The organism is Halopenitus sp. POP-27, assembly GCF_029889855.1.
GTDB classification, from domain to species: domain Archaea; phylum Halobacteriota; class Halobacteria; order Halobacteriales; family Haloferacaceae; genus Halopenitus; species Halopenitus malekzadehii.
This window is the reverse complement of sequence record NZ_JARANU010000014.1, coordinates 1-20,737: the sequence shown is the minus strand read 5'-3', so window position 1 is coordinate 20,737 and position 20,737 is coordinate 1. Positions and strand designations below refer to the sequence as shown.

Genomic DNA, 20,737 nt, shown 5'->3' with positions numbered 1-20,737 from the left:
GTGGGACCCGCGGATAAAACGGTGCCGTCCGAGAAACGTGCCGTCCGGGAGATGGTGGACGGCTGTCAGCTCAGCCGAACAGCGCCGTGGCGGCGGCCTCAGCGGTCTCGATGACCGGCCCGAAGCCGGGCAGCACGACCACGGTCGCGACCGCGGCGACGATCACGGCGCCGTAAAGCGCGGTCGGTCGCGAGTCCACCGCCGACAGCGCGTCCGTCGGCTCCTCGATCCAGAGCGCCTTCACGACGCGGCTGTAGTAGTACAGCGAGAGCACGCTGTTGAGCGCGCCGATCGCGGCGAGCCACCAGAAGCCGTTGAAGACGGCGCCGGCAAACAGGAAGTACTTCGAGAAGAACCCGCCGAACGGGGGCAGCCCCGCAAGCGAGAACATGAACACCGTCATCGCCACGGAAGCCATCGGGGCCACCGAACCGAGGCCAGCGTAGTCCTCGAAGGTCCGGCCGACGCCCCAGCGCTCGACCATCGCGATGAACAGGAACGCGCCGGTGTTCATAAAGCCGTAGACGAACAGGTGCGCCATCGAGGCACCCATCACGGCGCCGTTGTGGCTGCCGCCGGCCGACAGCGCGGCGAGGCCGATGAGCGCGTAGCCGGCGTGGCCGATCGAGGAGTACGCCAGCATCCGCTTGACCTCGGTCTGAACGGCCGCCGCGAAGTTTCCGAGCGTCATCGTGAGGACCGCGAGCACGGCGAAGACGAGCGGCCAGTCGATGCCGACCGCCACGGCGTCCGCGATCGGGAACGCCTCGGTGAACACCCGGAAGGCGACCGCGAAGCCGGCCGCCTTCGAGGCCGACGAGAGGAACGCGCTCACGGGTGCGGGCGCGCCCTCGTAGACCTCCGGCGCCCAGAAGTGGACGGGGACGGAGGCAGTCTTGAACGCGAACCCGGCGATCATCATCACCACGCCGACGCCGGCAACGCCGGCGAGATCGTCGAGGTCGCCGAACGCGGCGGCGACGTCGCTCAGGACCAGCGAGCCGGTCGCGGCGTAGACGAGCGAGATGCCGAAGACGAAGATCGCCGAGGAGACGGCCCCGACGAGGAAGTACTTCATCCCGGCCTCGACGCTGCCTCGGTCCTCCTTGAGGTACGCGACGAGCGCGTAGGAGGGTAGCGAGACCATCTCGAGCGCGACGAAGATCGTCGCCAGCGAGCTCGCGGACGCCAACAGCGCCATCCCTGCCGCCGCGAGGACGACGAGCGAGTAGAACTCGCCCGGCGTCTCGTGGTCGTCCAGGTAATCGCGGCTGGCGACGGCGACGAGCGCCGTCACGACGGCCACGATCGCGGTGAAGAACAGCGCGAGCCCGTCGATCGTGATCGCCTCAGCGAAGAGGGTGATCGCGCCGCCGGTTGCCGGTTGTCCGGTTCCGGCCGCGAGGTACCAGCCGGACAGCGCCAGCGTGACCAGCGCGCCGACCGCCGCGATGACCGAGAGCTCGGTGTTCGTCCGCCGGTTCGGGAAGACGGTGTCCCAGCCCAGCAGGAGCAGCCCCGTCGCGACGAGCGCGAGGATCGGGCCGAGTGCCGTCCACTCGGGGAGCGGCGCCCCGCCTGTCTGTGCGGGCAGGGCCGCGAGCGGTTCGAGCGTCGACGACTGTATGATGCTCATCAGTTGACACCTCCTTCGACCACGGGAACGACCGCCTCACGGATCATCTCGAAGAACAGATCCGGGGCGATGCCGAGGACGATGATGGCGACGAGCAGCGCCGCGAGCGGGAGCGTCTCCCGACGCGGGGCCCGGCCCAGTTCGTAGTCGGTGTCGAGCCGGAAGGGGCCGAACAGCGTCCGCTGCATCGCGAACAGCAGGTAGCCGGCGACGATCACGATGCCGAACATCGCAAGCGCCGTGAAGACCGGCATCAGCCCGTTCGCGACCGGCGAGCCGAACGAGCCCACGAAGACGTAGAACTCGCCGGCGAAGCCGGCCAGAAGCGGCAGTCCCATGTACGCGAACGCGCCCGCAACGAGGATCCACACCGCGACCGGCATCCGGTCGGCGAGTCCGGACATGTCCGTCACCATCCGGGTGTGGGTCGCGTTGTAGATGACCCCGACCGCCATGAACATCAGCCCGGAAATGAGCCCGTGAGCGACCATCTGGAAGGTCGCGCCGCCGACGCCGTAGACGGTGAAGGCGATCAGTCCGAGGATGACGTACCCCATCGAGGAGACGGAGGAGTACGCGACGATCCGCTTGAGGTCCTGTTGGGCCAACGCGAGCATCGCGCCGTATAGCACCGAGATCACCGCGAGCGCGGCGATCGGAACCGCGAGCGCGCTCGCCTGCTCTGGCAACATCGTGAAGTTGAACCGGAGCAGCGCGTAGGTCCCCATCTTCAGGAGGACGCCGGCCAAAAGCACCGACGCGGGCGTCGGCGCCTCGACGTGGGCGTCCGGCAGCCAGGTGTGAACCGGCACCATCGGGACCTTCACGGCGAAGCCGGCGAACATCGCGACGAACGAGATGAGCCCGATCGTCTCCGCCGGAATCCCGTAGAAGGACCCGAGCTCGCCGGCCGCGATCGACTGTGTGACCTCGGGAAGGCCGAAGGTCTCGACCGGCAGGCTGAACACGAGCGCCATAAACCCGAGGAACATCACGAGCGACGCCGCGTTCGTGTACACGAAGAACTTGATCGCGGCGTACTTGCGGCGCGGACCGCCCCAGACCCCGATGAGGAAGTACATCGGGAGCAGGACGGCCTCCCAGAAGACGAACCACGCGAAGAAGTCCAGCGCGGCGAACACGCCGATCAGGTTCGCCTCCATGAAGAGGATCAGCCCGTAGAACTGGCTCTGGCGCTCGTCGATCGGCGTCCACGCCGAGACGATCGCCAGCGGCACCAGGAACGCCGTCAGGACGACGAGCGGGAGGCTGATCCCGTCGAGGCCGACGAACCACTGGATCGTGTAGCCGCCGACGTCGATCCAGTCGATCTGTGTCTCAAACGCGAGCTCGCCGCCGGTGAGGGCGTTGCCGCTCCCGTCGAACCGTGCCCACAGGAAGAGGCTCCCCAGGAAGGGAACCAGACTGAGCGCGAACGCGAGGCGGCCGGCCCACTCGTCGGGAGCGAGCAGCACCGCCATCGCGCTCACGAACGTGAATGCGATGAGTGCTTCGATGATCACAGGAACCACCCTCCGAGAACGCCGAGGACGAGAATCAGCCCGGTCACACCGAGCGTGAGCAGCGCGGCGTAGTGGGTGACGACGCCGGTCTGCACGCGGCGGATCCGGTCACCGGAGACCAGACTCACCGAGGAGACGCCGTTGACGACGCCGTCGATGACACCCTGGTCGAACGTGTCCGCGACGCTTGCGACGCCGGCGGTCACCTGGGCGATCCGGACCTGCAGCTCGTCCTGGTAGTAGTTGTTGTACAGTACGGTCTTAATGCCGCCGAGGGCGGCCGTGTGCTCGGCCGGCTCCGGAACGTTGTAGAGCTTCCAGGCGAGTCCGAGCCCGCCAAGCGCCAGCGCCAGCGAGACGCCCGCGCCGATCAGCACGGTCGGCACCTCGCCGCCGGCGATGTATCCGGAGCTGTAGGGCCCCAGATCCGCGTAGTGGTGTGAGGTGAGTTCCGAGAAGCCGCCGTAGTGGCCGTCGAGCCACAGATGGAGGAAGTCGATCCCCTCGAGACCAAGCACCTTCTGGACCGGCACCATATTGACCGCGCCCGCGACGACCGCGAGAACGCCGAGGACCGTGAGCGGTCCCTTGACGTTCCATCGAACCGGGTGCGGGTCACGCGCGGTGTCGGTCCGGGGCTCGCCGTGGAAGGTGAGGAAGACCATCCGGAACGTGTAGAAGGCGGTGACGGGGACCGCGAGCAGCCCCATCGCCCACGCGCCCAAAAGCAGCGGCTCGTTCAGGCCGTGGACCAGCGCCTCATAGAGGATCTCGTCCTTCGACCAGAAGCCGGCGAACGGGAAGATCCCCGCGAGCGCGAGCGAGCCGGCGACGAACGTCCAGTAGGTGACGGGAAGCTTCTCCTTGAGGCCGCCCATCTCCCACATGTTCTCCTCGTGGTGCATCGCGATGATGACCGCGCCGGCACCCAAGAACAGCAGGGCCTTGAAGAAGGCGTGGGTCATCAGGTGGAAGACCGCGGCCACGTACCCGCCAGCGCCCAGCGCGAGCATCATATACCCGTACTGGGAGATGGTGGAGTACGCGAGCACCTGCTTGAGCTCCTCCTTGACGAGCCCCATCGTCGCGGCGAACAGCGCGGTGAAGCCGCCGACGAACGCGATGATCGCCATCGTCGTCGGCGTCAGCACGTAGAAGCCGTACATCCGAGCGACGAGGTAGACGCCGGCCGCGACCATCGTCGCGGCGTGGATGAGCGCGGAGACCGGCGTCGGACCCTCCATCGCGTCGGGCAGCCACGTGTGCAGCGGGAACTGCGCGGACTTGCCGATCGCGCCGCCCAGCACGAGCAGACCGACGGCGGTGAACCACGTCCCGACGTCGAGCCCGAACGGCGTCCACGCGTCGAACTCCCCGTTGAGCGCGTGCTCGGCGAGGACGGGGAACGACTCCGACCCGACGAAGGAGGCGGTCCCGAACGTCGCGAACACGGCGACGACGCCGACCAGGAAGAAGTAGTCACCGAACCTGGTGACCAGGAACGCCTTCTTCGCCGCCGACGGCGGTCCCGGTTCCCGGAAGTGGAAGCCGATGAGCAGGTACGAACAGAGGCCGACCAGCTCGAAGAACATGAACGCCATCAGCAGGTTGTCCGCGACGACGAACCCGAGCATCGACGCCGTGAACAGCCCGAGTCCGGCGTAGTAGCGCGGGAGGTCCCGCTCGCCCTCGTCGTTCATATAGCCGAGCGAGAACACGTGGACGAGGGTGGCGATGAGCGTCACGATGACGAGCATCAGCGCCGACAGCGGGTCGATCAGAACGCCGAAGGTGAGTTCGATCTCCTGGGGCCCGATCCCGCCGGCGACTCCGTCGGTCGAGACCCAGGTGTACAGCGTCTCGGTGTGCTGGCCGCCGCCGGCGACGGTGACGAGCACCCACAGCGACAGCAGGAACGATCCCGCCGTCGCCGCGATCCCGCCGAACGCGCCGCCTTTGGGGAGATACTTCCCGAACGCGAGCGCGACCAGGAACGAGACGAACGGCAATACGACGATCGCTGGAACGTAGGCGAAGGCATCTACCATCTTACCACCTCATCTCCCGCGGAACGGTGACGTCGGTCACGCCGAAGTTGCGGTACAACACCAGGATGATGCCGATCCCGATCGCGACCTCCGCGGCCGCGAGCGCGATCACGAACAGCGCGAACACCTGTCCCGTGAGGTCGCCGTAGTACGAGGAGAACGCGACGAAGTTGATGTTTGCCGCGTTCAGCATTAACTCGACGCTCATCAGGAAGTACAGGGCGTTCCGGCGGGTAAGGACGCCGAACAGGCCGATACAGAACACGGCAGCGGCCAACAGCAGGTAGTATTCGGGGGCGACCACGGTCAGTCACCTCCCTCCCCGGCCTTGCGGCCGCGGGAGAACGCGCCGCCGACGGCCGAGACGATCGAGCCGTCGGACTCGCGCTTCGCGAGGTACAACGCGCCGTCGATCGCGACATCGAGGGTGATCGCGACGATGAAGAAGGCCGCGAGGAATCCCTCAGTCGACCCCGCAAACGCCCCGAGGTCGATGTTGAAGAGTGCGAACCCGATGCCGTGGGTGATCCCGTAGTCGCCGGCCTCCAGGCCGGCGGGTGTGCCGAAGTCGGCGTTCAGGATCGTCACGGCGAGGACGCCGAACAACAGCAGCGACGCCAGGCCGGGGACGAGCCCCCGGTCTGCAACGTCGTACTCGTCGGGCCCGCCACGTTCGCGTGTGTCCGGGTTATCACTCATACGCTACTCACCTCCGGGTCGTCGGTACGCGTGAGCATCACGGCAAACGTGATGAGGATGAGGACCCCGCCGACGTAGACGAGGACCTGCATCGCAGCGATGAACTCCGCCTGCAACATCACGTAATGCACCGCGACGCTCAACAGGGCGGCGCCCAAAAGCAGGGACGCGTGAAAGACGTCCCGTGCGAGGACGACGCCCAGGCTGCACGCCAACGTAACCAGGGCGAACAGCGCGAACGCGATGGTGTCAAGGACCATTGTGTGTGACTCCTATGAGATACCTTTTGTAGATTTCGAGAGCGACTCCGCCGTCGCTCCGCGGCTACTGGTAATCGACCTCCCCGTCTCCCTCGCCGACCCATGCACCACGGTCGGGATTCCGGGAGTTGAGCGGGTCGATCCCCTTGTACCACGGGACGTTCTTGAGCTGTTCTTTGTTGTACACGAAGTCGTCCTTCGTGTCCGCGGTGAACTCGAAGTTCTGGGTCAACAGGATCGCGTCGACGGGACAGACCTCCTCACACAGTCGGCAGTAGATGCACTGGCCGATGTGGAGGTTGTACTCTTCGCCGTTGCGCTGGTCGTCCTGGACGATCTGGATCGTGTCGTTCGGACAGACGTTTTCGCACTGTCGACACCAGATACACCGCTCCTGACTGAACTTGTGGACGCCACGGAACCGCGGGCTCACGTCGGGGGCGACGTCCGGATACTCCACCGTGAACGTCGTCCCGTCGAGCGCGTGTTTCATCGTGGTCGCCATCGATTTTAACAATCCGATCATGAGGCGATCACCCCCACGAGCACCGCCGTGAGGATCAGGTTCGCGAACGACAACACCAGCATTCCCTTCCAGCCGATCTCGATCAGCTGATCGATACGGACCCGCGGAATCGCCGAGCGGCACCACTGGGTGAACAGGAAGAACGCCCAGACCTTCACCACGAACCAGACGAACCCGATGCTTGCGGGTCCGGGGCCCGAGGCGCCGCCGAGGAAGGCGAGGGTCAGGATCGCGCCGCCGAGGAAGATGTGGAGGAACTCTCCGAGGTAGAACAACACGAAGTACGCCGAGGAGTACTCGGTCTGGTACCCGGCGACGATCTCGGTCGGGGCCTCCGGAATGTCGAAGGGATTGCGACCGATCTCCGCCATGTTCGCCACGACGAACAGTCCGAACGCGAATGGATTCACGATGGCGAACCACGACGGGATCGCGACACCGGCCACCGTGAACAGCGCCTCCTGCTGGGCGGCGACGATCTCGCTCGTGCGGAGGCTACCGGTGAAGATGACGACCGACATCGCGGTCACGATGAGCGGGATCTCGTACGCGAGGTTCTGGGCGATCGCGCGAAGGCCACCGAGCAGCGAGTACTTGTTGTTCGACGCGTAGCCGGCCATCACCAGCGAGATTGAGGCGATCGACGCGAACGCGAACGTCAACGCGAAGCCGACTTCGGGGTCGGCAAGCTGCAGATTGATGGGCCCGAGCTGTCCCATCGGGATCACGGAGAACCCGAGCATCGCCGACGCCGGGAGGACGAGGGGTGCGAGGTCGTAGGACGGTCGGTCCGCGCCCTCCGGGATGATGAGCTCCTTGGCAAGCAGCTGTACCGCCGCCGCCGGGATGATGAGCAGCCCGAACGGGCCGATGCGGTCGACCGCGATCCGGTCGGTGAACGCGGCAGTGATCTTCCGTTTCGCCCACGGACCGGCGACGCCGGTGAACGCGAGCATAATGTTCCCGACCAGGAACGCGGCGATGAGCGCGCCGACGAGCTCCCCGATGACGCCGGGGAGGCCGAGCGCGTTCGTCACCTGTTCGGGGAACAGCTGTGCTGGAGCCACGTCGAGGAGGGAACCGGCCGCCATCAGCGGTCCACCTCCCCGAGCACGATATCGAGGCTGCCGAGCGCGGCGACCATATCGGGGACGTACTCCCCGTTGGCCATCTCGGGCAGTGTCTGGAGGTTCGAGAAGCACGGCGACCGGATCTTGAACCGGGCGGGCTTGTCGGTTCCATCGGCCCGGATGTAGACCCCGAGTTCGCCTTTCGCCCCTTCGACGGCGCGGTAGATCTCCGTGTCGTCCTCGGGTTTGAGCGTGCGCGGCACGTTCGACTGGATGGTGCGGTCCTCCTCGGGCCAGTCCTCGAGCAGGTCGATGCACTGTTCGATGATCTTCGCGGACTCCTCGACCTCCTGGAGCCGCACGAGCAGCCGGCTGTAGTTGTCACAGCCGTCCTCGGTGATGACGTCCCAGTCGAGCTCGTCGTAGTAGCCGTACGGGTCGTCACGGCGCAGGTCGTAATCGACGCCGGAGCCACGGACGACCGGGCCGGTCGCGCCGTAGTCCTTTGCGACCTCCGGCGGGAGGATCCCCGTGTCGATCGTTCGCATCTGGAGGATCTCGTTGGCGGTCAACAGGTCGTGGTACTCCTCGACGGAGCCGGGGAGCTGATCGAGGAAGGCGCGCGTCTTCTCGAAGAACTCCTCGCGGGGCTCGGGGAGGTCCCAGACGACGCCGCCGAGCCGGAAGTAGTTGAACATCATCCGCTGACCGGTCAGGTCCTCGAGGATGCTTTGCGCCTGCTCGCGATCGTTGATCGCGTACATAAACGTCGCGGTGAAGTCGCCGTTGATGTCCAACGCGAACGTGGCGACCGCGAGCATATGCGCGGCGATCCGGCACAGCTCGGCACCCATCGTCCGGATGACCTGCGCGTACTCCGGCACGTCGATGTCCGCGAGGTCCTCGGCGGCTCGGGCGTAGGCCCACTCGTTCAACAGCCCGGCCGAGATGTAGTCCCAGCGGTCCGGGTACGGCATGATCTGGTGCCGGTAGGTCCCGCTTTGGGCCATCTGCTCCTCCGAGCGGTGGAGGTAGCCGATGTCGGATTCGACGTCGGCGACCTGCTCGCCGTCGAGGGTCGTCTTGAGGTGCAACACGCCGTGGGTCGCCGGGTGGTGAGGACCGATGTTGATGAACATCGTGTCCGACTCGTCCTCCCGGTGGTCTGCCTGCAGCGGGTTGGCGTGTTCACGCAGTGAGACGACCTGCGGCTGGTCCTTGTCGTAGTCCATCGACATCGGATGCCCCTGCCAGGTCTCCGGCAGGAGGATGCGTCGCAGGTCCGGGTGGTCGTCGTACTCGATCCCGACGAGGTCATACGCCTCTCGCTCGTGCCAGTCGGCGGTCCGGAAGACCGGCTCGGCGGACTGTGAAACCGGATTCTCCTTGTCCGCGGGCACGACGACGCTGACCTCCTGGGTCGGGTCGGCGAACTTCTTCAGGTGATAGATCGACTCATAGCGGTTCTCGTACTCCTGGGCGGTGACGACCGAGAGATGGTCGTAGCCCGCCTCGTCCTTGAGCGTCGAGAGGACGTCCTGGACGGCGTCCGGCCGAATCACGAAGCCGGGCGCGTTGAGGTGTTGCTCGCGGCCGATGACCGCATCGCCCAGGAGTTCGGCGAGTTCGTCGGGGTCTCGTTGGGCGACGACCGACGCCTCGTCGGCCGGCTCGAGGTCCCCGTCGGGGTTCTGTAAGCTCATGGCGAATCAGCGAAGTTGTATCGCATCACGAGGTCGTCCTCGTCGATCTGGTCGGTCAGATGCTCGACGAGCTCGTCCTGTTCGAGGTCGGAAAACTGCTCGAGCTCGTAGGGTTTGACCGTGACCGGGCTTGCCTCGCCGTTGGCGATGCGTTCCTGGAGCTTGGCGACGCCGTAGACGAGCGCCTCCGGACGCGGGGGACAGCCCGGAACGTGGATGTCGATCGGGATGACCTCCTCGGCGCCCTTGATCACGTTGTAGCCCTCCTGGAACGGGCCGCCGGAGATGGTACACGATCCCATCCCGACGACGAACTTCGGCTCGGGCATCTGGTCGTAGACGCGCTTCATCCGCGGGGCGAACTTGGAGACGATCGTCCCGGGGACGATCATCACGTCCGCCTGTCGCGGCGACGCGCGGGGGACGCCGGACCCGAACCGGTCCAGGTCGTGTTTGACCGCGTAGGTGTGCATCATCTCGATGCTGCAGCAGGCGATCCCGAACTGCAGCATAAACATCGATGACCCACGGGCCCAGTTGAGGAACTTGTCGAACTTCGTGAGGATGAACGGCGAGGAGCCGAACGCCTCCCGAAGCCGCGAGTTGAATCGGTCGCCGCGGCCCTCGCCCATCCGAGCGTCGCGGGTCTCTGTCACCACCGCGGAATCGTCCGTGATAAATGGTTGATCGCTGCTCATGGTTGGTTACGTTTCGTCTTTCGGCGCGTTGCGCGGGGACTGCGCATCCATTCGACCGCGCCGTTGCGCCACGCCCACACGAGTCCGATGGTAAGGATGCCGACGAACGCCAACATCGGTGCCAGCAGCCGTGCCATCGGGATCCCCGCCTCGAGCGCGGGTCGATAGATGACGACCCACGGGAACAGCAGGACCGTCTCGATGTCGAACACGAGGAACAACAGCGCGACCATATAGTACTGGATGTTGAACCGGATGTGCGCGCTGCCGGTCGGTACCTCCCCGGACTCGTAGATGGTTCGTTTGCCTTGTTCCGGCACGCTTGGACGGAGCAACGCCGAGACCCCCAGCATCCCCAGCGGGATGCCGATCCCGACGACCGCCAATGCGCCGATAGCTATCCAATCACTCATACAGGTCTCCGTAACGTGCGTGGGTTTGGTTGGACCCTACATAAGCGTTGATTCTCGTACGCGCGGGTGTGAGACGCAGGTTCACGGGATGGCGTGTTCGATCGTCGTCCGTTCGATCGTCGTCCACCCCTTGATCGATCCGCACTCGATCGCCGGAACGGCCGGACGTCCTGATCTCCGGAGCGGTCAGGCGTCCCGATCGCGGAAGCCGTCGATCCCGAGGTCGTGGAGGGCCATCGAGACGTCCGCGACGTCGGCAGTGAGATCCTCGTGGTACTCGATGAGCCGATCCTCGATGGCGTCGTGCTCACGCGCGAGCACCTGTGCGGCCGAGAGGGCCGCGTTGAACGATTTGCCGGCGTCGACGGCGACGATCGGCGCGCCGGTCGGCATCCCGATGACCGAGTCGACCGACTTCTCCTGGACGGGCACGCCGATCACGGGGATCGGGTAGGCGATCGAGGCGGTCATGTTCGGCAGGTCGGCGGACTTGCCGCCGGCACCTGCGATGATGACGTCGAGGCCCCGATCACGCGCGGTCTCCCCGTACGCATACATTAACTCCGGCGTCCGGTGGGCCGAAACGACGTACGATTCGTAGGTGAAGCGGCTCGACGGCGGGTCCGAGAAGTCGGTCTGTTCGGCGAACCCAAGGGTGTCGAGGGCCTCGTAGGCCCCCTCCATCGTGGGCAGATCCGAATCCGATCCCATGATGATGCCGACGTCCGGGGTCGTCTCCGGGTCGGCGTCCTGTGCAGCCTCCGTCTCGAGTCGGTCGATGAGGTCCTGTGGCGTCGTCATTGTGTCGGGTCGGCGTCGATCGGTTTCGCGGTCGGTTGGTGTTCGTGGTCGGTCACTCGGTATCGGGTGTCGTCGATCACTCGGTCTCGGGTGTATCGACGGGTGCGAACGTCACGGCGTCGCGGAGGTCGCGTGCGCGATCCAGTCGCTCCGAGCGAGCTGAGATCGCGTCGGCGTCGACGAGGGACCCTGAGCCGCCCGTCACGGTCAGGTGGCCCATCTTCCGGAGCGGTCGCACGTCGTCCTTGCCGTACCAGTGAAGGTCGACGTCCGGGGCCTCGAGGACCGTGTCGACGCCGCGAAGCCGTGCCGGTCCCGTTCCGTCGACGTCACCGAGGACGTTCGCGGTGACCGTCGGCTCGCGCAGGTCCGTCGGTCCGAGCGGCCAGCCGAGAACCGCGCGGGCGTGGTTCTCAAACTGGGACGTTCGCGCGCCCTCGATCGTCCAGTGGCCGGAGTTGTGCGGCCGCGGCGCGATCTCGTTGACGAGGATCTCCCCGTCCGGCGTCTCGAAGAGTTCGATGCCGTAGACGCCGCGCCCGTCCAGGAACTCGAGTACGTCGTGAGCGACCGTCTCCGCCCGATCGATGACGCCGTCGTCGGTCCGTGCCGGCGTCACGCTCTCCCGAAGTATCTCCTCGCGGTGGATCGTCTCCGTCACCGGATAGGTCCGAACGTCGTCGTCCCCCACGACGCCGATGACCGAGAGTTCGCGTTCGAAGGGGACGAACGCCTCCGCCATCGCGTTCGTGCCGAGTTCCTCGAGCGCCGCATCGATCGCTTCGACCTCCGTCACGGGGCGGTTCCCGCGCCCGTCGTACCCGCCCTCGCGGGCCTTGAGCATCACCTCGCCGAACCGGTCGAGCGCGGCCTCCAGGTCGGCCGCCGAGGAGACGGCTTCGAACGGCGGGACCGGGATCCCGGCGTCCGCCAGCGCCGACTTCTGGACGAGTTTGTCCTGGATCGTCCGAAGGGTGTCGGGATCGGGATGGACCGACAGGTCGTACTCCGCGGCGACCGTCTCGAGCACGTCCGGGTCGGCCAGCTCGATCTCGTAGGTGAGCAGGTCCGCCCGATCGGCGAGCTCCCGGATCGCCGCCTCGTCGTCGAAGTCACCGACGATCTGCTCGGAGACCACCGGCGCGGCGGGACACTCCGGCGTCGGGTCGAGCACGACGACCTCGATCCCGCGACGGGCGACGGCCTCGCCGATCATCCGCCCGAGCTGTCCGCCGCCGACGATCCCGATCGTCGGTCCTGGTAGCGTGACTGTCACGCGCGGGGCTTTCGAACGGGACCGCATAAGGATTACCACATACGCCGAATGGCTGGATCGATCGTCCCGAATACGAACCAAAATAAGCACACCTATGGATCGAACGCGACCGGATCGGCAACCGATCACGCAGGTCGGGACGCCGACCGGTCACACAACTCGACATGCGGACCGATCACTCGATCCGACCGGCCTCACGGAGCGTCTCCTCCTCGACGAAGAAGACGAGTCGGAAGTTCCACAGCCGGAACTCATGGGCGGTGACGCGATAGCCCTCGAGATGGGGCTCGACGGCGGCCCGGCCCGATTCGTGAACGATCACGACCGGCGGCGGATCCGCCAACGCCGCAGCCCGGTCGGCGTCGGCGCTCACGCTGTCGACGGTCGCGCCCGCGCGTTCGTAATACCACGGAAGTGGAAGGCGATCGTACCAGCCGCCGGGTGCGCCGTCCCGGTCGGCGGCCGACTCGTTGTCGACGTACATCACGTCCTCCCGATCCGAGGTGTGTGTCCCGACGAACAGGATATCGACGCCGTCGTCGTGGGTCGCCGCGACCGCCTCGACGTCGGCGATCGTCGACCGGGCGTCGTTGTGCGGTTGGGCCCACTGGACCGCCGCGGTGTGGTCGGAGTTCGTGGAGTTCCAGTAGGTCGCGGTCGGCGCGGTCACGCCGGCGGTCGCCGCCAGCAGGACGAGCGCCGCAAGCGTCGCCGTTTCCCGATCGATGACTCGCAGAGGAGGTCGTGGTGCCGACGGTCGCTCGACCGCCGCCCACCCCTCCCGGGCGACGTACGCGAGGCCCACGCCCGCGGGAATCGTCAACGGGAGCACGATGTGGACGGCCGACCAGGGGGCGTTGATGTCGGTCGCGGCCGGGTAGCCGACCAGGCTCGCGAGCCCCCAGTAGGTCGCGAAGGCGATGAGTGCGCGACGGCGACCGGCGGGAACCCCCTCACGGCCACGAACGTGTCCGTCGACGAGAAACCCGACGATCGCGAAGATCGCGGTGACGGGTGCCGTGTACGTGAGCGTCTCCAGCTCGTGGTGGAGGAACTGCAGGTAGGGGTTATCCTGCATCTCGCCGGTGAGCCAGAGGTCGGCCAGCTTTTCGGCCGATCCGACCGTGGCCTCCCGCAGGACCGTCCCCCACAGATCCGGCGACTCGATCGCCCGATACAACAGGGGTCGCGGCGCGTAGAAGAACACCGTGACCGCGAGGAAGGTGGCAACGAGCCCGACGACGTGACCGATCAGATAGCCGACCGGATGCCACCGCCCGGCAACGGACGAGAGCCCGCGCCACCGTGCACGAAGCCAGACCACCACGCCAGGCCGGATCGGCGGACCGGGTTCGGCATCCGACCCGTCCACGGACATCGATCCCACCTCGCCGTCGGCGTCGACGCTCCCCGTGAGGTGGCGGACGAGCCGGTGATCCGCGATCAGCGCGCCCGCCCCGAGAAAGCAGAGGACGTAGATGATCGTGTTCGCCTTGGTCGCGAGCGACAGTGACAGCGCAACCGCACCGGGGTAGAGATAGCGAGCACGACGAGTGTCGATCGCCCGGACCGTGAACCCGAGCGCGACGAACGCGAATCCGCCCACGAGGACGTCGTTGCGCATAAACCGCGAGTAGTAGACCAACAGGGGATTGCACGCGAGCAGCCCGGCGACCGCAACGAGCTCCCACCGATCGAGGTGGGCTCGGAACAGCCAGACCGACAGCGGCAGGAGTCCGCCGACGAGGGCAACGATCAGCCGTGCTGACGCATCAGTCGGCGGCAGGACGCCGAAGACGGCCGCGTTGACGATCCGGAGGAACGGTCCGTGGATGATCGGCTCGTACTCCAGCTGTCCGCTTTCGACGTACCGGAGCGTCCAGTATCCCACGCGCCCCTCGTCCCAGTGGAAGACCCGCCCGCCGAGATCGTACAGCCGGAGCACGAGCGAGAGGATCGTGACGGCCGCGAGTGCCCCGAGCGTGCGTCGCCCCGCGGCGTCGGCACGGCCGGTCCGATCGGTCCGATCGATCCGATCGACCCCGTCCCGGTGCTCCGGTGGCGACATACCCGAGGGTCCGTGTGCGAGGTTACAATTCTTGTGTTCCGGTTCGGACGACGACGTGGCCGCGAACCGGCCTCCGTCCGGTTAGTCGTGCCGGAAGCTCCGCGATCCGGTGAACGCCATCGCCATCCCGTGGTCGTTGGCCGCCTCGATGACGTCCTCGTCGTTGACCGACCCGCCGGGCTGGATCACGGCCTCGATCCCGGCCTCGGCCGCCTCGTCGATCCCGTCCGGGAACGGGAAGAACGCGTCCGAGGCCATCACGGCTCCCTCAGCGGACTTCCCGTCCGCGTCCTTTTCAGCCTTCATCGCGGCGAGCGTGACGGCGTCGACGCGGGAGACCTGTCCCATCCCGACGCCGACCGTCTCGGTGCCGGTCGCAAAGAGGATCCCGTTCGATTTGACGTGTTTGAGCGTCCTCCAGGCGAACAGCATCGTCTCGATCTCCGCGTCGGTGGGCTCACGTTCGGTAACGATCTCCAGATCGTCGGCGGTCGGCGATTGATGGTCACGTTCCTGCACGAGTCGACCGCCAACGAGCGGCTTTTCGGTCAACGGTTCGCTGAACCGGTCCTCTCCCTCCCCGAGCGGTCCGACGTCGAGCACGCGCAGGTTCTCCGACTCCCGGAGCACGTCGAGCGCGGCGTCGGTGTAGCCGGGCGCGACGACGACCTCCTTGAAGGAATCGGTGATCGCGGTGGCCGTCTCGGCGTCACACTCGCGATTGAGCGCGACGATCCCGCCGAACGCCGACTTCGCGTCCGTTCGCAGCGCCCGGTCGTAGGCGTCCGCGAGCGTGTCGCTCGTGGCACAGCCCGCCGGATTCGTGTGTTTGATCACCGCCGCCGCCGGCTCGTCGAACTCCTTGACGAGCGAAAGCGCGGCGTCGGCGTCGTTGTAGTTGTTATACCCCATTCCCTTCGCGCCCTCGTTCAGCTGGGGGGCGCCGACGACCGATGCCTCCTCGCAGGCGTCGTCGACGTACAGCGCGGCGTCCTGATGGGGGTTCTCGCCGTACCGGAGCTGCTCGCCCCGATCCTCGGAGACGAGCCGGCGCGTCGGGAAGTCGCCACCGGTGTCTCCCTCGATCGAGACGGTCTCGGCCTCGTGGTCGACGTCGACGCGTCCCTCCGCGAACCACCGAACGACCCGCGGGTAGGCCGTGAACTCGGCTTCATATAGCACTCTTTGCTTTAAGCTCGCCGCGTCATCGTCCTCGTAGACGGGAACCGGTTCCTGGGTGAGGATCGGACCGGCGTCGACGTCCTCGGTCGCCACGTGGACGGTGCACCCGGTCGTCCGAACGCCCGCCTCGAGGACCTGCTCGTGCGCGTCCGATCCCGGGAAGGCCGGCAGCAGGGACGGGTGCACGTTGATCGTCGTCGGCGCGTTCTCGAGGAACGTCTCGGTCAGGACTCGCATATAGCCGTCCAGACAGACGAGGTCGACGTCGTAGTTCCCGAGCCGATCCAGGACGCGCCGTTCGTGGTCGGCCCGCGACTCGTCGTCCGCCCGGTCGACGACCTCGGTCGGGATCCCCCGCTCGGCGGCCGATTCGACGATCGGCGCGCCCTCCTGGTTGGTCAACGCGACGGCCAGCTCCGCGCCACCCGGCGCCACGTCGTCGATGTGCAGCAGGTTCCGTCCGCGATTGCTCGCTAACCCGGCGATCTTCATACGCGAGGGTCCGCGCGATGGAGTATATGAATTGCGGTCCGCTATCGGTATGTATCCACGAACACGGATATATTTGGGCGCCGACGGCGCTGTATGGGCCGGATATATCCACACCCGTGCACGACCATCGACACGCTTTTGCGCCGTCCGCGGACAGCAACGGGTATGACCGACGAGTCTCGGTCGGCGACGGACGACGGTCGAGGGATCGCGGGACTGTCCCGCGAGGATCCCCTCGCCGCCGTCTCGCCGCTCGATGGACGATACGCACGCCGAACCGAACCGCTCTCGCCGTACGCGAGCGAGGCGGCGCTGATGCGGGCTCGAACCCGTGTCGAGGCGGAGTACCTGATCGCGCTGGCCGACCTCAAGGCGACGCCGATCGAGATCGACACCGACGCCCGTGCCGCGATCCGGGCGACGTACCGGACGTTCGACGCCGACGACGCCCGACTCATCAAGGATCTCGAAGTTCGGGGTGCAAAGGGATACGACGCCACGAACCACGACGTGAAGGCGGTCGAGTACTTCCTCCGGATCCGGCTGACCGAGGCGGCGGATACGGTGGGTGCGGTGGATGCGGCATCGACCGACGGCGAAGCCGGAGATCCCCCGATCGACGACGCCGAGACGCTCTTCCCGTGGATCCACTTCGGACTGACGAGCGAGGACGTCAACAACCTCGCACATCGGCTGCTCGTGAAACCCGCCGTCGAGGACGTGCTCGTGCCGGCGATCCGCGAGGTTCGCGACGGGCTCGTCGATCTGGCCCACGAGTACCGGGACGTTCCGATGCTCGCGCGCACCCACGGCCAGCCGGCCACGCCCACGACCTTCGGCAAGGAGATGGCGGTCTACGCGGCGCGGCTCGGGCGGGCGCTCGGGCGGCTCCGGCGCGAGACGGACGCGATCGCCGGCAAGCTGGCCGGTGCCTCCGGAACCTACGCCGCCCACGAGGCAGCCTACCCGGACGTCGACTGGCGAGCGTTCTCCCGGACGTTCGTGGCGGATCTCGGGCTCGAACACGTCCCGCTCGCGACCCAGGTCAACCCCTGTGACGACATCGCGGCCGTCTTCGACGCGATCCGCGGAGTGAACAACGTCCTTCGGGACCTCGATCTGGACGCCTGGCTTTACGTCTCCGACCGCTATCTCGGCCAGGAGACCGTCGCGGGCGAGACCGGGTCCTCGACGATGCCCCACAAGGTGAACCCGATCGACTTCGAGAACAGCGAGGGGAACCTCTCGAAGGCCAACGCCGACCTCACGTTCCTCGCCGACTACGTCACGACCTCCCGGCTTCAGCGCGACCTCTCGGACTCCACGGTCAAACGCAACATCGGCGCAGCCCTCGCCCACAGCCTGATCGGCTACTCGAAGGCCGCCGACGGGCTGGGGAAGGTTGTCCCGAACGAGCAGGTGATGCGCGAGGATCTCGAGGCGACGCCGGCGATCATCGGCGAGGCGGTCCAGACGATCCTCCGGCGGGAGGGGGACACGGACGCGTACGAGCGCGTCAAGGAACTCACTCGCGGGAAGACGGTCACGCTCGCGGATTTCCGAGACCTGTTCGCGGACCTCGACGTCGACGAGTCCGTCCGCGAGGAGCTGAACGCCCTGACGCCGGCCGGGTACGTCGGCCTCGGCGCGGACCTCGTGGACGAGATCGACGCGGACGTCCGCGAGTGACGCTCCGGCGATAAACCATACACGGCGATAGTGAATCACGGATCGTCCGGGCAGTTCACTGATTCCGTTGAATCTCTACACCCCACCATCCAAACAGCACTGTTAGAGGAGATCGGATTTTGACGAATAGTTCTCATCAGGATCCTGATCGGACCGGTTTGCACGAACCAAACGGTTATGCAGGATCACCACGTCAGTAGAACCATGAGCCAAGGACGCGATGATGCGGGCCGATTTGAGGAGTCCGTCACCGAACAGGACCTTCTCAAAGTGTTCGACTACGAGGACGATCCGGTCCTCACGGCACCGGAAGTCGCTGATGGTCTTCGGCGGTTTGGGATACAGATCACCCCTGAAGGAGTCCGAAACCGACTCGAAGAGATGGACGAGAAAGGGCTTGTAAGCCGTAAAAAGCTCGGTGCGAGATCTGTAGGATGGTGGGCAGAGGTCGCCCCTGAACTGGATTCGCAGACCGCCGAAACCGTCGACTCGAGAACGGAGTCGCACGAGTGGGAGGAACTGTAGCGATAGATGCCGACGGTGTTGTTGCATCCCGATGTGGAGAAGAAGCTGCAGGCTCTGCCAACCGATGTCGAGGCTCGAATTCGATCGAAGTTGACCGAGGCCGGGTAGAATCCGGACCGTCATCTCAAGCCGCTCAAGGGACGAGACGACTATTCGCTCCGCATCGGGAAACGACGAGCGATCATCGAGTGGGTCACCGAACGGAACGAACTTCGAGTACTGGAACTGGATACTCGAGACACCGTCTATCAGTAGTATCGTCAATAGAACATAATACAGTGACGACATATCGGGTCCTTGCGTTCTCCTTTCGTCACAGAACTTCGACTCATCCGATCGGCGTGACGCTTTTGCTCCCCACCCGCGAACCGACCACATAGTGGGAGGAACACGGTGACACACACTGACGATTCCACCGGCGACGATTCGACCCGGGACGGGAAATGGTCCGATGCGTTCGGACCGTTCCGTCGGTTTCTCGCCCTCGAGCGGGACGTGCTCGTGTTGTCGCTGGCGATGTTCGCCTTCAGTCTCGGGTTCCAGATGACGAACCGGTACCTCCCGGAGTACATGGTCGCGCTGGGCGCGAGCGGCTTCGTCGTGGGGCTGTTCGGAACCTTCGGGAACGTGATCTCGGCCGTGTACCCCTATCCCGGCGGGGCGATCTCCGACCGGATCGGGTCGCGGTACGCGCTGACCCTGTTCGGGTTGCTGTCGACGCTCGGCTTCCTCGTCTGGCTCGTGGCGCCCGGGATCGGCCCGATCGGCGTCGGCGGCGTCACGATCGAACCGTGGATCTGGATCTTCGTCGGGCTGGTCCTCGCACAGGCCTGGAAGTCGTTCGGCCTGGGCGCGACGTTCGCGGTCGTCAAGCAGGCCACCGATCCGTCGCGGCTGGCTGCCGGGTTCGCAAGCACCGAGACGTTCCGCCGGACGGCGTTCCTCGTCGGACCGGTGCTTGCGGCCGTCCTCATCGGCTTCCATCCGGACTTCACGGTGAGCTTTCAGTACGTCCTCGCCGTGGCGGTCGTCTTCGGGGTCGTCGGCACGGTCGCCCAGCACGTTCTCTATGCGGCCGATGCGGATTCCATCGGCGGTTCGTTCGAGGGGATCGGTCGGATCCGGCGAGATCTGCGCGAAATGCCCGGTCCGCTGCGTCCGCTGCTCGTGGGCGACACGCTCGTCCGGTTCGCGAACGGGATGGTGTACGTCTTCTTCGTGCTGGTGATAACGCGGTTCTACGCGGTCGGGTTCGAGACGACGGTCTCGCTGGCCGGCGTTTCGTACGCGATCGATCTCTCGCCGGCCGCCTTCTTCGGCTATCTGCTCGGCGTCGAGATGTTGATCGCGCTCGGCTCGATGATCCCGGCGGCCAAGGCGGCCGAGCGCGTCGGGCTCAAGCCGGTCGTCGCGCTGGGATTTGCGGTCTACGCGCTCTTTCCGATCGTGCTCATCGGCGCGCCCGGGGTGCTCGCACCCCTCGTCCCGCTCCAGTGGGCAATGGTGCTCGTCTTCGCGTTCTCCGGACTTCGGTTCGCGGGCTTGCCCTCGCACAAGGCGCTGATCGTCGGTCCCGCCGAGCAGGGCTCCGGCGGGCGCGTCACCGGGACGTACTACCTCCTGCGGAACACGATCGTGATCCCGAGCGCCGCACTCGGCGGCTATCTCTGGGAGTTCGTGAGTCCCGAGATTGCGTTCACGATCGCCGCCGCGATCGGGGTGGTCGGGACCGGCTACTTCCTCGCCTTCGGCGAGGAGTTCGAGGCGTATGCCTAATTCCCCGCCACGATGTCGGCGACGGCCGACCGATCGAAGAGTTCGACGTCGTCGGTCACCGTCTCGAACGTCTCGGGGAACAGCTGTGTCGCGGCGCGTTCGGTCAGAAAGAGGTTGTGGATCGGTCCCTGATTGAGGAATCCCCCGCGGTCCTAGCCGAACGCGTGCAAGCAGCGCTGGCACCTGTACAGCAGGTCCAACCACTGCTCACGACGGTGACAGCGCTCTGGAACGAACTCATTTAGCTGAATGCAGGCGGTAAGCCCCCGCCCTCAACGAGCAACGCAGGCCGAAGGCTGAGTAGCGCAGTAGGGCGGGGATACACCGCCGTCATCGTCTCCCATACGCCCAA

The 20,737-nt window shown here is 66.1% G+C and carries 18 protein-coding genes and 1 pseudogene; 3 read left to right on the top strand and 16 right to left on the bottom strand.

The features are described from left to right. Positions 1-70: 70 nt before the first annotated feature. The 15 genes from OQF70_RS09590 to purN all read right to left on the bottom strand — a co-directional run bounded on the left by OQF70_RS09590 (position 71) and on the right by purN (position 16,395). Positions 71-1,636 carry an NADH-quinone oxidoreductase subunit N gene (locus tag OQF70_RS09590; protein ID WP_280537258.1) on the bottom strand — a complete coding sequence of 522 codons (1,566 nt, stop codon included), beginning with the start codon at positions 1,634-1,636 and terminating at the stop codon, positions 71-73. Continuing rightward, positions 1,636-3,159 carry a NuoM family protein gene (locus OQF70_RS09585; protein WP_280537257.1) on the bottom strand — a complete coding sequence of 508 codons (1,524 nt, stop codon included), beginning with the start codon at positions 3,157-3,159 and terminating at the stop codon, positions 1,636-1,638. The genes OQF70_RS09590 and OQF70_RS09585 overlap by 1 nt, the downstream gene beginning before the upstream one ends. After that, complete coding sequence (gene nuoL, locus OQF70_RS09580; RefSeq protein ID WP_280537256.1) at positions 3,156-5,207, bottom strand: NADH-quinone oxidoreductase subunit L; 2,052 nt, start codon at positions 5,205-5,207, stop codon at positions 3,156-3,158. The genes OQF70_RS09585 and nuoL overlap by 4 nt, the downstream gene beginning before the upstream one ends. Position 5,208: 1 nt before the next feature. Next, positions 5,209-5,511 carry an NADH-quinone oxidoreductase subunit NuoK gene (nuoK, locus tag OQF70_RS09575; protein WP_218143024.1) on the bottom strand — a complete coding sequence of 101 codons (303 nt, stop codon included), beginning with the start codon at positions 5,509-5,511 and terminating at the stop codon, positions 5,209-5,211. 2 nt (positions 5,512-5,513) lie between these two features. Continuing rightward, positions 5,514-5,906 carry an NADH-quinone oxidoreductase subunit J gene (locus OQF70_RS09570; RefSeq protein WP_321166942.1) on the bottom strand — a complete coding sequence of 131 codons (393 nt, stop codon included), beginning with the start codon at positions 5,904-5,906 and terminating at the stop codon, positions 5,514-5,516. Beyond that, a complete protein-coding gene (locus OQF70_RS09565; RefSeq protein ID WP_092814128.1) occupies positions 5,903-6,166 on the bottom strand; it encodes an NADH-quinone oxidoreductase subunit J in 264 nt (87 codons plus the stop codon). The genes OQF70_RS09570 and OQF70_RS09565 overlap by 4 nt, the downstream gene beginning before the upstream one ends. A gap of 64 nt (positions 6,167-6,230) precedes the next feature. Continuing rightward, positions 6,231-6,692 (bottom strand): NADH-quinone oxidoreductase subunit I, encoded by a 462-nt coding sequence (locus OQF70_RS09560; RefSeq protein WP_039400544.1) that lies wholly within the window; start codon positions 6,690-6,692, stop codon positions 6,231-6,233. Next, positions 6,689-7,783, bottom strand: coding sequence for an NADH-quinone oxidoreductase subunit H (locus OQF70_RS09555; protein ID WP_280537254.1), 1,095 nt, complete (start codon positions 7,781-7,783; stop codon positions 6,689-6,691). The genes OQF70_RS09560 and OQF70_RS09555 overlap by 4 nt, the downstream gene beginning before the upstream one ends. After that, a complete protein-coding gene (locus tag OQF70_RS09550) occupies positions 7,783-9,465 on the bottom strand; it encodes an NADH-quinone oxidoreductase subunit D (RefSeq protein ID WP_280537253.1) in 1,683 nt (560 codons plus the stop codon). The genes OQF70_RS09555 and OQF70_RS09550 overlap by 1 nt, the downstream gene beginning before the upstream one ends. Then, positions 9,462-10,163: an NADH-quinone oxidoreductase subunit B gene (locus OQF70_RS09545; RefSeq protein ID WP_280537252.1), complete on the bottom strand. Its 702-nt coding sequence runs from the start codon at positions 10,161-10,163 to the stop codon at positions 9,462-9,464. The genes OQF70_RS09550 and OQF70_RS09545 overlap by 4 nt, the downstream gene beginning before the upstream one ends. Then, positions 10,160-10,576, bottom strand: a complete 417-nt coding sequence (locus OQF70_RS09540; RefSeq protein WP_280537251.1) for an NADH-quinone oxidoreductase subunit A — start codon at positions 10,574-10,576, stop codon at positions 10,160-10,162. The genes OQF70_RS09545 and OQF70_RS09540 overlap by 4 nt, the downstream gene beginning before the upstream one ends. 186 nt (positions 10,577-10,762) lie before the next feature. Next, on the bottom strand, positions 10,763-11,377 hold the full coding sequence (gene purE, locus OQF70_RS09535; protein ID WP_280537250.1) for a 5-(carboxyamino)imidazole ribonucleotide mutase: 615 nt from the start codon (positions 11,375-11,377) through the stop codon (positions 10,763-10,765). Positions 11,378-11,453: 76 nt separating this feature from the next. Continuing rightward, positions 11,454-12,653: a 5-(carboxyamino)imidazole ribonucleotide synthase gene (locus OQF70_RS09530; protein ID WP_280537248.1), complete on the bottom strand. Its 1,200-nt coding sequence runs from the start codon at positions 12,651-12,653 to the stop codon at positions 11,454-11,456. Positions 12,654-12,828: 175 nt separating this feature from the next. After that, on the bottom strand, positions 12,829-14,721 hold the full coding sequence (locus OQF70_RS09525; RefSeq protein WP_280537247.1) for a flippase activity-associated protein Agl23: 1,893 nt from the start codon (positions 14,719-14,721) through the stop codon (positions 12,829-12,831). A gap of 81 nt (positions 14,722-14,802) precedes the next feature. Continuing rightward, positions 14,803-16,395 (bottom strand): phosphoribosylglycinamide formyltransferase, encoded by a 1,593-nt coding sequence (gene purN / locus OQF70_RS09520; protein ID WP_280537246.1) that lies wholly within the window; start codon positions 16,393-16,395, stop codon positions 14,803-14,805. A 165-nt stretch (positions 16,396-16,560) separates the two neighbouring features. Here purN and purB point away from each other — a divergent pair, with 165 nt between their 5' ends. The 3 genes from purB to OQF70_RS09505 all read left to right on the top strand — a co-directional run bounded on the left by purB (position 16,561) and on the right by OQF70_RS09505 (position 20,385). Further along, complete coding sequence (purB, locus tag OQF70_RS09515; protein ID WP_280537245.1) at positions 16,561-18,084, top strand: adenylosuccinate lyase; 1,524 nt, start codon at positions 16,561-16,563, stop codon at positions 18,082-18,084. 204 nt (positions 18,085-18,288) lie between these two features. Continuing rightward, positions 18,289-18,609, top strand: a complete 321-nt coding sequence (locus OQF70_RS09510) for a winged-helix domain-containing protein (protein WP_280537244.1) — start codon at positions 18,289-18,291, stop codon at positions 18,607-18,609. Between the two features lie 393 nt (positions 18,610-19,002). Next, complete coding sequence (locus tag OQF70_RS09505; protein WP_280537243.1) at positions 19,003-20,385, top strand: MFS transporter; 1,383 nt, start codon at positions 19,003-19,005, stop codon at positions 20,383-20,385. Here OQF70_RS09505 and OQF70_RS09500 read toward each other — a convergent pair. After that, positions 20,382-20,534, bottom strand: a pseudogene (locus tag OQF70_RS09500) (Fe3+-hydroxamate ABC transporter substrate-binding protein); the annotation flags it as partial. The gene OQF70_RS09505 and the pseudogene OQF70_RS09500 overlap by 4 nt on opposite strands. Between the last annotated feature and the right edge of the window lie 203 nt (positions 20,535-20,737).

Coding starts and splice junctions, on each gene's coding strand:
- OQF70_RS09590 (WP_280537258.1), bottom strand. CDS start 1,636: ATGAGCATCATACAGTCGTCGACGCTCGAACCGCTCGCGGCCCTGCCC.
- nuoL (WP_280537256.1), bottom strand. CDS start 5,207: ATGGTAGATGCCTTCGCCTACGTTCCAGCGATCGTCGTATTGCCGTTC.
- OQF70_RS09570 (WP_321166942.1), bottom strand. CDS start 5,906: ATGAGTGATAACCCGGACACACGCGAACGTGGCGGGCCCGACGAGTAC.
- OQF70_RS09565 (WP_092814128.1), bottom strand. CDS start 6,166: ATGGTCCTTGACACCATCGCGTTCGCGCTGTTCGCCCTGGTTACGTTG.
- OQF70_RS09560 (WP_039400544.1), bottom strand. CDS start 6,692: ATGATCGGATTGTTAAAATCGATGGCGACCACGATGAAACACGCGCTC.
- OQF70_RS09555 (WP_280537254.1), bottom strand. CDS start 7,783: ATGGCGGCCGGTTCCCTCCTCGACGTGGCTCCAGCACAGCTGTTCCCC.
- OQF70_RS09550 (WP_280537253.1), bottom strand. CDS start 9,465: ATGAGCTTACAGAACCCCGACGGGGACCTCGAGCCGGCCGACGAGGCG.
- OQF70_RS09545 (WP_280537252.1), bottom strand. CDS start 10,163: ATGAGCAGCGATCAACCATTTATCACGGACGATTCCGCGGTGGTGACA.
- OQF70_RS09540 (WP_280537251.1), bottom strand. CDS start 10,576: ATGAGTGATTGGATAGCTATCGGCGCATTGGCGGTCGTCGGGATCGGC.
- purE (WP_280537250.1), bottom strand. CDS start 11,377: ATGACGACGCCACAGGACCTCATCGACCGACTCGAGACGGAGGCTGCA.
- OQF70_RS09525 (WP_280537247.1), bottom strand. CDS start 14,721: ATGTCGCCACCGGAGCACCGGGACGGGGTCGATCGGATCGATCGGACC.
- purN (WP_280537246.1), bottom strand. CDS start 16,395: ATGAAGATCGCCGGGTTAGCGAGCAATCGCGGACGGAACCTGCTGCAC.
- purB (WP_280537245.1), top strand. CDS start 16,561: ATGACCGACGAGTCTCGGTCGGCGACGGACGACGGTCGAGGGATCGCG.
- OQF70_RS09510 (WP_280537244.1), top strand. CDS start 18,289: ATGAGCCAAGGACGCGATGATGCGGGCCGATTTGAGGAGTCCGTCACC.